Genomic DNA, 12,202 nt, shown 5'->3' on the forward strand with positions numbered 1-12,202 from the left:
TCCGCGTCGAGATCGGTTCAGGGCGACGACGTCGGACAGCGCGCGGGAGAACCGGACGGTCAGACGATCACGTTGCGCTGATGCGTCGCTTTCCCAGGTGCGCCACGAGCAGTGCGCACAGGGTGAACTCGGCTCCGGTCAGGATGGCGCTGCCCCATGTCAGGGACGTCCAGCCGTCATCCGGGGCGAGCGTGTCCAGGAAGACGGCGACGAGGTTGCCTCCCAGGTGCATGCCCAGGGCGAAGAACAGGGATCGCAGTCGTACCACGGACCATCCCGCCACTAGGCCGAACAGCAGCTTGTCGGGAACCTGGAAGGCGTAGACCTGAGCAGGAACCTCTGAGCTGATCCAGGTGGGCAGGTGCATGGCGGCGAACATCAGCGCTGTGACCCCGACGGCGATCCCGGCGCCCCGACGCTCCTGGAGCGGAGTGAGGATGATGCGCCGCAGGGTGATCTCCTCGGGAATCGCGTTGAGGCAGCCGCCTATGAGGATCGCCACGAGTGTGGTGATGAGCAGTTTTGAGGGCGCGGCGTCCGCGATCGCGGCTCCGACGTCGGGCCTGGACTGCATGTGAATGAGGACGGTGCCGACCGCCGGCGCTGCTGCGCCCAGTCCAAGGAGCGCCCATGGACCCCACGGCCCGTCGGAGTAGAGCAGGGCGCGGAACGGCCGGCGCTCCACAAGGCGCCAGTAGGCGAGCGCGCCCGGATGGAGCAGGAGCATGAGCTGCCACGGGCCGCCCACCAGGGCCAGCCCCGTCATGGCCACTGGGACCAGCAGGGCGAGAAGGAAGCAGATGATTCTCAGGTGGCGACGGGGCATGGGACGGGGCTCTCAAAGGGGTGGGTGATTGTGTGAGCCGCGTCATTATAGGGCGATCGGATCAGCTTTCGCCGCGTCTCGATGCGGAATCGGACCGATCTCGAGCCGGAGATGTACCGATCTCGGTGCGGGTTACGACCGATCTCGGCGCGGAGAACGACCGATCTCGGCGAAAGAGGAAAAAGAAGAGGAGGTCAGCCACCAGCAGCCCGCCGCGACCACCGCCATGAGCGCCAGCACCCACAGCCCGGGCCGCACGAGCTCCCACACGAAGAGCGTGCCGAACACGGGAGCGCGCTGGGTCATGGCCAGGACCGCCCCCGCTCCCACCAGTGCGAGCGCCGGCACGCTCGCGTCCCAGCCCGCCAGACCCGCCAGTCCCGCCGCCGCGGCCCCCGCGCTGCCGCCCAGGGCGAAGGACGGCGCCAGCAGCCCGCCCGTGGCCCCCGCTCCCAGCGTCAGCCCGGTCAGTACCGGCTTGAGCACCATGACGCCGCCCAGCGCCACCAGCGCCGCCCCCGTCGTCGGCGATGCCAGCGCCGCCTCCAGGGCGTCCCGACCATTGCCCGGCAGGACGGGCAGCCACAGCGACGCCGCGCCCGTGAGCAGGCCCGCCGCAGCGATGCCCGGCGGGAGTGCCCAGCTGTTCGGGAGCCTGTGTGCCTTGAACCAGCCCCACAGTCTGCGTGCGCCCACGCCGAGCGCCATGAGCCCCGGCGCCATCGCCAGCGCCGTCAGCACTGTGGCGGCCGTTGGCCCGCTCACCGTCACCTCGAAGGTCGGCAGGCCGCGGGAGTGCAGCCACGAGACGACCGTCGCGATCGCACTCACCGGCAGCGCCAGCCACACCCCGCGGCGCCGCGCCCCCGCCGTCAGGGTGATCTCGACGGCGAACGCCGCCCCGCCCAACGGCACGTTGTACATCGCTGCCAGACCGGCTCCTGCCGCCGCGGCGACGAGCAGGGTCGTGGTGCCGGCCTCCAACCCCAACCACCGCGCCAGCCGGGCGGCGACGGCGCCCGACATGAGGCGCGGCGCCCCTTCACGACCCACGGAGTTGCCGGCGCCCACGACGAGGACCTGCAGCGCGCCGTCGGCGAAGGGACGCGTCAGCCCCATTCGCGCCGCCGCGGTTCCTGAGCCGTCCGCCACGGCGTCCTCAACGCCGACCACACCGCCGGTGGCCCGCTCCCACCACCACAGCGCCCCCGCCGCAGCACCGCCGAGGGCGGGTGCGAGCACGCGACGCCACGGCGGAGCGGCCTCGACCCGCTCAGGCAGCGTCCCCTCAGCGATCCCGTAGAAGAGCCACTCGAAACCCTCGAGAAGGTAGGCCATGGCGATGCCGATCAGCCCGGCCGCCGTGCCCGCCAGCACGACGGCGATCACAAGGCGAGCCGTCCGACCCGCGCGGCCGCGCGGCGAAGGAGGGGGTGGGGGTGTCATCGGGGAGACGATATGACGAGACCGCCTCGCGGCGCTCCTGCATCGGCCCCAGGCGGTAGCGCCGAGGCCCAAGGATGCCAAGGCTGCCAAGACGGCCAAGGCTGCTCGAATCAGCGGGCCCTTGCACCCTCGCACGGCGTCAGGGACTAGTATTCAGCGCGTCCCCGCGGTACTGCGGTCGTATGCGGGGCCCGCCGTCGGGCCTCATCAGTCGGGCTGGTGGACTCGGTCCGATCACGGCCCCGCCGTTGCTCCCTCAACCTCGGAAGTCCCATGCTCGTCAGTCTTCTGCGCACCCATCTGCGCCCCTACCGGACCCTGCTGGCGGGGGTCCTCATCCTGCAGATCGTGCAGGTGATGGCCTCCCTCTACCTGCCGAACCTCAATGCCAGAATCATCGACACCGGTCTCGCGCAAGGCGATACCGGCTATATCTGGCGCATCGGCGCCCTCATGCTCGGCGTCTCCGTGCTCCAGGGCGCGGGCACCATCGGGGCCACCTGGCTGGCGGCCCGCTCGGCGCTGGGCATGGGACGCGATCTGCGCGCTCTCATCTTCCGGCGGGTCGGAGACTTCTCCGAGCGGGAGGTCTCCGTCTTCGGGGCGGGCTCCCTGATCACCCGTACCACCAACGACGTTCAACAGGTCCAGATGCTCGTGCTCATGAGCTGCACCATGCTGGTGACCGCGCCGCTGCTCGCCGTCGGCGGCGTCGTCATGGCGGTGACTCACGCCCCCTCCCTGTCCTGGCTCATCGCGGTGGCCGCGCCCGTGATCCTCCTGGTCGTGGGCTCGACCGTGCGGCGCATGGTTCCGCTGTTCCGCTCTTTCCAGGAGCGCCTGGACACCATCAACCGCGTGCTGCGCGAGCAGCTGACCGGGATCCGCGTCGTGCGCGCCTTCGTGCGCGAGCAGGCGGAGACCGAGCGCTTCGAGGAGGCCAATCGGGACATCTCCCGGGTGGGGGAGAGAGTCGGCCAGCTGTTCGTCTTCCTGTTCCCGGCGACCATCCTGGTGCTGGACGTGACCATGACCGGCGTCGTCTGGTTCGGCGGCCATCAGGTGGGGGCGGGCCAGGTGGAGGTCGGCACGCTCGTCGCCTTCATGAGCTACCTGCTGCAGATTCTCATGGGCATCGTCATGGCCAGCTTCATGACCATGAGCATCCCGCGCGCCGCCGTATGCGCCGAGCGCATCAGCGAGGTCCTCGCCACCGATCCCTCCCTGACCGTGGCCTCCGACGCCGTCTCGGACTTCCCCCGGCCGGGCACCGTGGAGATGCGCGACGTCGCCTTCACCTACCCCGGCGCCGAGGAGCCCGTCCTGACAGGGATCTCCTTCACCGCCGGTCCCGGGCAGACGGTCGCCGTCGTCGGCTCGACCGGTTCGGGCAAGACGACCCTGGTCAATCTCCTTCCCCGGCTCCTGGATGCCTCCGACGGCCGGGTGCTGGTCGGCGGCACGGATGTGCGCCGTGCCGAGCCCGAGGCCCTGTGGGCCCAGCTGGGGTTGGTGCCGCAGAAGCCCTTCCTCTTCGCCGGCACTGTCGCCTCCAATCTGCGTCTTGGGCGCGAGGAGGCCACCGATGAGGAGCTGTGGGAGGCCCTTGAGATCGCCCAGGCGCGCGACTTCGTGACCGAGATGGATGGCGGGCTCGAGGCGCCCATCGCCCAGGGCGGTACGAACGTCTCCGGCGGGCAGCGCCAGCGCCTGGCCATCGCCCGCGCCCTCGTACGCCGCCCGGCGGTGCTCGTCTTCGACGACTCCTTCTCCGCCCTGGACGTCGCCACCGATTCCCGTCTGCGTGCGGCCCTGCGCCCGGCCACGACGGGGATCACCAAGATCATCGTCGCCCAGCGCGTCTCGACGATCACCGACGCCGATCTCATCCTCGTCCTGGATGAGGGCAGGCTCGCGGCCAAGGGCACGCACGACGAGCTGCTGGACACCAGCAGGACCTACCGAGAGATCGTCACCTCCCAGCTCGGAAGCGAGGCCGCCGCATGAGTACTGCTGATTCCGCCGCCCCCACCACTCCTGCCGGCGTCGATGAGCTCAGCGAGGAGGATCTCGCGCTGGCGGCCAGCGCCCAAGCCTCCTCTGACGACTGGAGCGCCGGACCGCCTCCGGGCAAGGCCAATGCCTTCTGGCCCTCCTTCACCCGCATGCTCGCACTTCTGGCTCCCTTCAGGATCCAACTCGCGGTGGCGGGGCTCGCGTCCGTCGTCTCCGTCGTGCTGGCCGTGATCGCCCCCAAAGTCCTGGGCCGTGCCACCAACATCGTCTTCGAGGGCGCCATCAGCTCCCGCCTGCCGGCGGGCGCGACCAAGGAGCAGGCGATCGAGAGCCTGATCGCCTCGGGCCACGGCGAGATGGCGGACATGGTCCGCGCCATGGATCTCCTGCCCGGCGCGGGCATCGATTACGGCGCTCTGGGCCGGGTCCTGCTGCTCGCCCTGGCGGTCTACATCGGTTCGGCCGTGCTGTCCTGGCTCGAGGGCTTCATCCTCAACCGCATCACGATCAGGGCGATGCTCCGGCTGCGCGCAGACGTCGAGGCCAAGATCCACCACTTGCCGCTGTCCTACTTCGACCGCGTCCAGCGCGGCGAACTGCTCAGCCGCGTCACCAACGACATCGACAACATCACCAACACGCTTCAGCAGTCGCTGTCCGGCGCGCTGAGGGCCATTCTGACCGTGCTCGGGGTGGTGGCCATGATGCTGTCGATCTCGTGGAAGCTGACCCTGGCGGCGCTGGTCATCCTGCCGCTCATGGCCGTCATGTTCGGTGTCATCGGGCCGCGCTCCCAGAAGGCCTTCACCGTGCAGTGGGCCAAGACCGGGCGTTTGAACGTGCGTGTCGAGGAGTCCTTCTCCGGTCACGCCCTGGTGCGCACCTACGGTCGTATGCGGGACTCGCGCGAGAGGTTCGACGCCGAGAACGAGGAGCTCTACCGCGCCGGCCTGCGCGCCCAGTTCCTGTCCGGCCTCATGATGCCGATCATGCAGGTCATCGGGAATCTGGCCTATGTCGTGATCGCGGTCCTCGGCGGGTTCATGGTCGCGGGCGGCAGCCTGCGCCTGGGCGACGTGCAGGCGTTCATCCAGTACTCCCAGCAGTTCTCCCAGCCCCTGGGGGAGCTCGGCGGGATGGCCACCGCCGTCCAGTCCGGCACGGCCAGCGCCGAGCGGGTCTTCGAGCTTCTCGACGCCGAGGAGGAGCGCCCCGATGACGTCAATGATGCGGGCTCGGCGCCCCAGGAGGCACCGAGGCCCGCGCACGGCGGAGTGATCGAGATGGACCGCGTCCGCTTCTCCTACGACCCCGACGTCGAGCTCATCCGCGACCTGTCGCTGCGCGTCGAGCCCGGCCAGACTGTCGCCATCGTGGGGCCCACGGGGGCCGGCAAGACCACCCTGGTCAACCTCCTCATGCGCTTCTACGACGTCGATGGCGGTCGCATCACCCTCGACGGCGTGGACATTTCCGCCATGCGCAGGCGCGACGTGCGGGCGCGCACCGGCATGGTGCTGCAGGACCCGTGGCTCTTCCAGGGCACGATACGCGAGAACATCCGCTACGGGCGTCCCGGCGCCTCGGACGAGGAGGTGGAGGCGGCCGCGCGCGCCTGCTACGTCGACCACACCGTGCGGGCGCTGCCCGAGGGCTACGAGACGGTCCTGGAGGAGGAGGCCGCCAATATCTCGGCCGGCGAGCGTCAGCTGCTCACCATCGCCAGGGCCTTCATCGCGGATCCCGCCGTCCTCATCCTGGACGAGGCCACCAGTTCGGTTGACACGCGAACCGAGCTCCTGGTGCAGCGGGCCATGGGGGCGTTGCGGCGTGGCCGCACGAGCTTCGTCATCGCCCACCGTCTGTCCACCATCCGCGACGCGGACACGATCCTGGTCATGGAGCGTGGCGACATCGTCGAGCAGGGCAGCCATGCAGAGCTGTTGGAGCGCGGCGGCACCTATGCGCGCCTTCATGCCGCGCAGTTCGCCCGCGCTCTGGCTGAGAACGAGAGTGCGCCGGACTGAAGCTGACTCGCTGACTCGCTGAATAGCAGCCGGGCTGTGCTGCTTGCTCTGCTTACTCCGCTTGCTACTTACTACGCCTCTTTGATCCTTACTGGATGGGGAAGAGGAGCGTGCTCAAGGGGGAAGGAGCGTAGTGAGCGCGGGTAAGCGCAGGTAAGCGTCATGGGCGTAGCTATCGCGTCACTCGGAGGGCGCCGCTGCGGCGCTCACCGCCGCGCCGAAGTCGGGGATGTCCTCCATGGGGATGACGCCGCTGTTCTGGCTGACCAGGCTGATGGCCTCGCGCAGCCCCATCCACCACTGATGGAGGGGCCTGCGCGAAGCCAGGTCCAGTTCGTCGTTCATGCGCTCCAGCCGGTGGTGGGAGATCCGTCCGCCCGTCAGGCCCACATAGCTGGAGTGGTAGGTGCCCGCCTCCAGCTGCTCCGCAAGCAGATCCAGGGCGTGGGCTACGAGCTTGGTGGCCATGATGCGGTCGAAGGCGGACGGGTCCCCGCCCTGCTGCAGGTGGCCGATCGCCGCATGGCGCACGTCGTACAGGCCGTGCCCCTCCTGGGAGAAGATCTTGGCGAGCACATCCAGGGTGTAGTTCTTGCTCGCCCGCTCGTTGCGGATCACCAGGTAGAGCTGGCGGCCCGAGCGGAAGGAGTCCACCATGCGCGCTGAATCCTGGGCCAATTGGGCCAGTGTGAGGCCGTCCTCGTTGAGGTAGACGCGCTCGGCGCCGGTGGCGATACCGCTCATGAGGGCGAGGTATCCGCACTTGCGGCCCATCGACTCGGCCACGAAGCAGCGGTGGGAGGCGGCCGCCGACTGCTTGATCGAGTCCAGCGCACCCACGGCGTTGTTCAGGGCGGTGTCCGCTCCGATGCTCAGCTCGCTGCCCGGCAGGTTGTTGTCGATCGAGGCGGGCACGCAGATGATCGGGATCTTGAAGGCGGGGTAGCGGTCCCGCTCCGAGACCAGCTCGTATGCGGACAAGTAGGCGTTGAACCCGCCGATGATGAGCAGGGCGTCGATTCGGTGGGATTCGATGGCGCGTCCCAACGAGTAGAGTTGCTCGATGGTGGGGATTTCGCGCCGCGTGCCCAGCTCGGCGCCGCCGTCGCCCACCCAGCCCTCGACGTCGTCCCAGCTCAGCTCTCGCACGTCGCCGTCCAGGAGGCCGGGGAAGCCCCCGTAGACCCCGAGCATGGTGAAGTCGTGATCCAGGCCGAGGCGCACTGCCGCTCGCGCCGCCGTGTTCATGCCGGGGGCGAGACCGCCCGCGTGGATGATGGCGACCCGCTTGGACTCCGCGCTCGGCGACTGGTCCGAGGCGGCGTCGGGGTCGAGCTCGGGGGGAGTGGACATGGTCTCGAAGATCCGCAGCATCTCCCCGAAGCTCGCGCCGCGGGCGGCCACCGCCCCCTCGTAGTCCCCGCTGGCGACGAGGTCTTTGACGGCGCGGGTGGCGCGGATCTGCTCCATCATGGGCAGACGGCTGATGCGGTTGTGTCGCTCGGCGATGATGACCGGCTCGGACTCCGGGGTGGCGGTGACCGCCTCGTGGGCGGCCGCGCAGCCAAGCAGCGTCGACATCCACCGGTCGTAGGCGCTCGGCTTACCACCGCGCTGAACATGGCCGAGGATCGTGACGCGGGCGTCCTCGCCCAGCCGTTCGGACAGGACGCGCTTGACGTCGTCGGCGGAGATGGGGTTGCCGGATCGGTCGGTGGCGCCCTCGGCGACGACGACCATGGACTCGCGGCGCCCGGCCTCACGGCCCTTGGCGAGTTTGCGGCACATGTCCTCCTCCCAGCCGCCGGCGGGCGGGAGCTCGGGCACCAGCACGTAGTCGCACCCTCCGGCGACGGCGGCCATGAGCGCGAGGTAGCCGCAGTGCCGTCCCATGACCTCGATGATGAAGGTGCGCTGGTGGGAGGCGGCGGTCGAGGAGATGTCGTCGATCGCCTCGAGGATGCGATGCAGGGCGGAGTCCGTGCCGATGGTCATGTCGGCGCCGACGAGGTCGTTGTCGATGCTCCCGACCAGGCCGGTCACCATGAGCGCGGGGTGGGCGGCGGCCTTCTCGGGCGAGATCTCGCCGCGCTCGGCCAGCTCGGCGACGAGTCCGGGCCAGTTCGTGCGGAATGCGTCGGTGCCGGTGAGCGAGCCGTCTCCGCCGATGACGACAAGACGGTCGATGTCGTGCTCCAGGAGGTTGCGGGCGGCGGCCAGCTGCCCGTCGCGCTCGCGGAACTCCGCGGAGCGGGCGGTGCCGATGACCGTGCCGCCGCGGTGGAGGATCGAGCCGACCGAGTCCCAGTTGAGCGGGCGGATGCTGTCGCCTCCGGCGACGGCGCCGGCCCACCCCTCCATGACGGCGTAGGGCTGGGCGCCCATGCGCAGGGCTGCCCGGACGACGGCGCGCACGGCGGCGTTCATCCCCTGCGCGTCACCGCCGGACGTCAGGACACCGATCCTCACCGGTGCGTCAGTAGGGGCGTTGGCGGGCGCGGCGGTCATCGATGTCCCTCTCTCGTGGTCCGGCTGGTCCGGTGCCCTCATTGTCTCCCGCCAGTGGGGTCTGCGTCACGTGGACGACGGCGCTTCTTGCGGTGAGGCGGGTGGTTTCGGGGAGGGGGTGAGGCGGGTTCGGCCTGCCTCGGCATCGACGGCGGTCGGCCTCATGAGTGTGCTTTTCTCGCAACCGCCTCTGGGACGCGGAGCGAGTGGAGAAAAGCGCGTGCACGCGCGAAAGTGTGTTCTGGAGTCCTCGAACTGCCCTAGAGTCGGAGCCCTAGAGCCGCGGGCCGTCTCCCTGGCGGTAGCCGAACCATGCTGCCGCTGCTCGGCGCATGCTATCGGTGAGCTTGGAGTAGGGCAGTGGGGTCTTGCCCTCCTCGCGCACGGCGTCCTCGATGGTGTCGCGCACGAGCCACACGTCGGCCGGGTCCATCACCGCGTTGACCTCGAGTGCGGCCTGGAACCGTTCCGGAGGCAGACCGGTACGTTCTCGCACCTGCGCCCGGGTGAGGCCGGTCAGGGCGAGATTGTTGTCGAGCTCGCGAGCGGTGGTTTCGCGTTCGCGGCGGTTCAGGCTCATGATGCTGATGCTACTCGTGATACTGCCTGGTCGCCTGCGTCCTCGAGTGCCGTCCATGTGGATCGGCGGAGGCCGACGCGGAGCCGCGTAGGTCGACGTATACCGGCATAGGCCGGCATGGGCCGGCATGGGCCGATGGGCGGCACTCGAGGACGATGGGGTGTGGCGAGGCGGGATCGGGCGTCAGGACTTGTCGTGAACGGTGATCGCGTAGCCGTCGGGATCGGCGAAGGTGAAGGTGAGGCCGAAGGGGCCGGGCTCCGGGGCCCGCAGTACGGTGACCCCCGCTTCGCTCAAGGATTCGTGCAGTTCGGCTACGGCGTCGCAGTGCATCCACAGTGCCACTCCCAGTCCGGGCTGTCCCCCGGCGTCGAGCTCGACACCGGGAAGCGGCTCGCGCACCGCGAAGGGAATGGGGGCGGTGTCGAAGACAACCGCGCCAGGAGGTGCGGCGGGGAGTCTGCGCAGCTTGAGCTGCGACTCGTAGAACTGCGCCGACCTGCCCAGATCGCGGACCTGCAGGGCGATGAAATCAGGGCCGGAGACTGTCATGGGATTCCTCTTGTCTCGTTCGTTCTTGCATGTCAGGATCCTGACATGTGCGACCGTATGTCATCATACTGACATGTCGCAAGATGATCGCCGCCCCGGCTCCGGCGAGCCCGGCGGTTCCGGCAGCCCAGACATTCCCGGCAGTCCCGGTAGCGCCGAGGCCGTCGGCGACCTCGGCGCTCTGGTCGGCTACCAGCTCAAACGAGCGCAGTCGGCATTGCGGACGCAGATGGATGAGGCCCTGCGGCCCATGGGGCTGACTGCTCCGCAGTACGCGTGTCTGGAGCTGCTGAGCCGTCACCCGGGCGCCTCGAACTCCGACCTCGCTCGCGGAGCATTCGTGACTCGTCAGAGCATGAACGCACTGCTCCGAGGCCTCACGCAGCGGGGGCTGGTGGCGCGTGCCAGCAGTGCGCCGAGCGGGCGGGCGCTGCCGGCTGCGCTGACCTCCGAGGGGGAGCGGCTTCTCCGTCGTGCCGAGCGCTGTGTTGGGGCCATCGAGCGGCGCATGGTCGCCGGTCTCACCGACGACCAGTGCGAGGCGCTGCGTCGGGCGCTGTCCCAATGCGCCGATGCCCTGCAGTGAGGGGTCGGACGGCGACCATCAGGAGCTCCCGGGAACTGTAGCCTCGGCGGAATCCCGATGCTGCCATGTCGCTGATTCGCTGAATCTCTGCATGAAGTGAACCGATCTCGACGCGGAACCGGACCGATCTCGACGCGGAACCGGACCGATCTCGACGCGGAACTGGACCGATCTCGACGCGGAACCGGACCGATCTCGGTGCGGAGTACGACCGATCTCGGCGGGTGGACGGCGCGTACGTCCGACGCGTGGGCCCACTACCTCCGACGCGCAGGTCCGCCGGGATTGCGCGCGGCGGCGCGCTGGGACGTTAGGCTCAGCCGTGGAGGCGCTGGCGGTCGGCCCTGGTCGGCAGAACTGCCAGAACTGCCAGAATTGCCGGCGAACCGTCATGAGCGGCTGGAGAACGATCCCGAGAGGACGAGCGCATGGATCTGTACGAGTACCAGGCGCGGGAGCTTTTCCGCGATCACGGGGTGCCCGTGCTCGGCGGTGCGATTGCCACCACCCCCGCCCAGGCCCGTGAAGTGGCTGCGGAGCTGTTCAATGCCGGCTCGTCACTGGTCGTCGTCAAGGCCCAGGTCAAGACCGGCGGGCGCGGCAAGGCCGGCGGCGTCAAGCTCGCGCGCAGTGAGGCCGAGGCCGAGCAGCGCGCCTCCGAGATCCTCGGCATGGACATCAAGGGGCACACGGTGCGCACCGTCCTGATCGCCGACGGCGCCGAGATCGACTCCGAATTCTACTTCTCCATCCTCCTGGACCGCGCTGAGCGTCGCTACCTCGCCATGTGCTCGCGCGAGGGCGGCATGGATATCGAGACTCTCGCCAAGGAGCGCCCCGAGGCGCTCGCCCGGGTCGCCATCGCCCCCCTGATCGGCCTGAGCGGCGATGTCGCTGCGAGCATCGTCGAGGCTGCGGGCTTCGAGCCCGGCTCCACCGCCGACCGGATCGCCGAGGTGATCACACGGCTGTGGGAGGTCTTCACCGCCGAGGACGCCACCCTCGTGGAGGTCAACCCCCTCGTGCTCACCACCGACGGCACCGTCCTGGCCCTGGACGGCAAGGTCACGCTCGATGACAACGCGGCGTTCCGTCACCCCGAGCACGCCGCTCTCAAGGACACGGCGGATGTCGACCCTCTCGAGGCCCGCGCCAAAGAGGTCGGCTTGAACTATGTCCGCCTGACCGGTGAAGTCGGTGTGCTCGGCAACGGGGCCGGACTGGTGATGTCCACCCTCGACGTGGTCGCCGGGGCCGGCGAGCGTCATGGCGGCATGCGACCGGCCAACTTCCTGGATCTGGGCGGCGGCTCGTCCGCACAGGTCATGGCCACCGGTCTGGAGACCGTCGCCTCGGATCCGCAGGTGCGCGCGATTCTCGTCAACGTCTTCGGCGGCATCACCTCCTGCGACACCGTCGCCCAGGGGATCGTCACCGCCGTCGGCTCCCTGGAGGACTTCGACAAGCCCATCGTCGTGCGTCTGGACGGCAACAACGCCGAGCCGGCGCGCCGGATCCTCGCCGAGGCGGCTCTGCCGGGCGTCACCATCGTCGAGACCATGGACGGCGCCGCCGATGTCGTCACCGAAATCGCCCACAGCGCCCAGAACGCCCAGAACGCCCACGGCGCCTATGACACCGACAGGCAGGGAGCCTGAGCC

Annotated in this window: 9 protein-coding genes; 4 read left to right on the forward strand and 5 right to left on the reverse strand. The window is 69.4% G+C overall.

The genetic code is table 11. The features are described from left to right. Positions 1–67 precede the first annotated feature (67 nt). Complete coding sequence (locus tag W5W_RS0113750; protein ID WP_017195818.1) at positions 68–826, reverse strand: CPBP family intramembrane glutamic endopeptidase; 759 nt, start codon at positions 824–826, stop codon at positions 68–70. A gap of 132 nt (positions 827–958) precedes the next feature. After that, on the reverse strand, positions 959–2,272 hold the full coding sequence (locus W5W_RS0113755) for a chloride channel protein (RefSeq protein ID WP_050980401.1): 1,314 nt from the start codon (positions 2,270–2,272) through the stop codon (positions 959–961). 273 nt (positions 2,273–2,545) lie between these two features. Here W5W_RS0113755 and W5W_RS0113760 point away from each other — a divergent pair, with 273 nt between their 5' ends. Both W5W_RS0113760 and W5W_RS0113765 read left to right on the forward strand, forming a co-directional pair. Continuing rightward, on the forward strand, positions 2,546–4,279 hold the full coding sequence (locus W5W_RS0113760) for an ABC transporter ATP-binding protein (RefSeq protein ID WP_017195820.1): 1,734 nt from the start codon (positions 2,546–2,548) through the stop codon (positions 4,277–4,279). Further along, positions 4,276–6,315, forward strand: coding sequence for an ABC transporter ATP-binding protein (locus tag W5W_RS0113765; RefSeq protein WP_017195821.1), 2,040 nt, complete (start codon positions 4,276–4,278; stop codon positions 6,313–6,315). The genes W5W_RS0113760 and W5W_RS0113765 overlap by 4 nt, the downstream gene beginning before the upstream one ends. Before the next feature lie 180 nt (positions 6,316–6,495). Here W5W_RS0113765 and W5W_RS0113770 read toward each other — a convergent pair whose 3' ends face one another. The 3 genes from W5W_RS0113770 to W5W_RS0113780 form a co-directional block, all read right to left on the reverse strand. Continuing rightward, entirely contained in the window at positions 6,496–8,823 is a 2,328-nt protein-coding gene (locus W5W_RS0113770; protein WP_008733017.1) for a 6-phosphofructokinase, read from the reverse strand. Positions 8,824–9,097: 274 nt separating this feature from the next. Further along, positions 9,098–9,403 carry a DUF2316 family protein gene (locus W5W_RS0113775; RefSeq protein WP_008733021.1) on the reverse strand — a complete coding sequence of 102 codons (306 nt, stop codon included), beginning with the start codon at positions 9,401–9,403 and terminating at the stop codon, positions 9,098–9,100. Positions 9,404–9,586: 183 nt separating this feature from the next. Continuing rightward, the gene (locus W5W_RS0113780) at positions 9,587–9,955 is read right to left on the reverse strand and encodes a VOC family protein (protein ID WP_017195822.1); all 369 of its coding nucleotides are present in this window, start codon (positions 9,953–9,955) and stop codon (positions 9,587–9,589) included. Between the two features lie 73 nt (positions 9,956–10,028). Here W5W_RS0113780 and W5W_RS15125 point away from each other — a divergent pair, with 73 nt between their 5' ends. Continuing rightward, the gene (locus tag W5W_RS15125) at positions 10,029–10,541 is read left to right on the forward strand and encodes a MarR family winged helix-turn-helix transcriptional regulator (protein ID WP_017195823.1); all 513 of its coding nucleotides are present in this window, start codon (positions 10,029–10,031) and stop codon (positions 10,539–10,541) included. Positions 10,542–10,969: 428 nt separating this feature from the next. After that, positions 10,970–12,199, forward strand: a complete 1,230-nt coding sequence (sucC, locus tag W5W_RS0113790) for an ADP-forming succinate--CoA ligase subunit beta (protein WP_017195824.1) — start codon at positions 10,970–10,972, stop codon at positions 12,197–12,199. Positions 12,200–12,202 lie beyond the last annotated feature (3 nt).

It is taken from the genome of Actinomyces massiliensis 4401292 (genome assembly GCF_000269805.1).
In the GTDB taxonomy this organism is placed as follows: Bacteria; Actinomycetota; Actinomycetes; order Actinomycetales; family Actinomycetaceae; genus Actinomyces; species Actinomyces massiliensis.

Coding starts and splice junctions, on each gene's coding strand:
- sucC (WP_017195824.1), top strand. CDS start 10,970: ATGGATCTGTACGAGTACCAGGCGCGGGAGCTTTTCCGCGATCACGGG.
- W5W_RS0113750 (WP_017195818.1), bottom strand. CDS start 826: ATGCCCCGTCGCCACCTGAGAATCATCTGCTTCCTTCTCGCCCTGCTG.
- W5W_RS15125 (WP_017195823.1), top strand. CDS start 10,029: ATGTCGCAAGATGATCGCCGCCCCGGCTCCGGCGAGCCCGGCGGTTCC.
- W5W_RS0113760 (WP_017195820.1), top strand. CDS start 2,546: ATGCTCGTCAGTCTTCTGCGCACCCATCTGCGCCCCTACCGGACCCTG.
- W5W_RS0113780 (WP_017195822.1), bottom strand. CDS start 9,955: ATGACAGTCTCCGGCCCTGATTTCATCGCCCTGCAGGTCCGCGATCTG.
- W5W_RS0113770 (WP_008733017.1), bottom strand. CDS start 8,823: ATGACCGCCGCGCCCGCCAACGCCCCTACTGACGCACCGGTGAGGATC.
- W5W_RS0113775 (WP_008733021.1), bottom strand. CDS start 9,403: ATGAGCCTGAACCGCCGCGAACGCGAAACCACCGCTCGCGAGCTCGAC.
- W5W_RS0113755 (WP_050980401.1), bottom strand. CDS start 2,272: ATGACACCCCCACCCCCTCCTTCGCCGCGCGGCCGCGCGGGTCGGACG.
- W5W_RS0113765 (WP_017195821.1), top strand. CDS start 4,276: ATGAGTACTGCTGATTCCGCCGCCCCCACCACTCCTGCCGGCGTCGAT.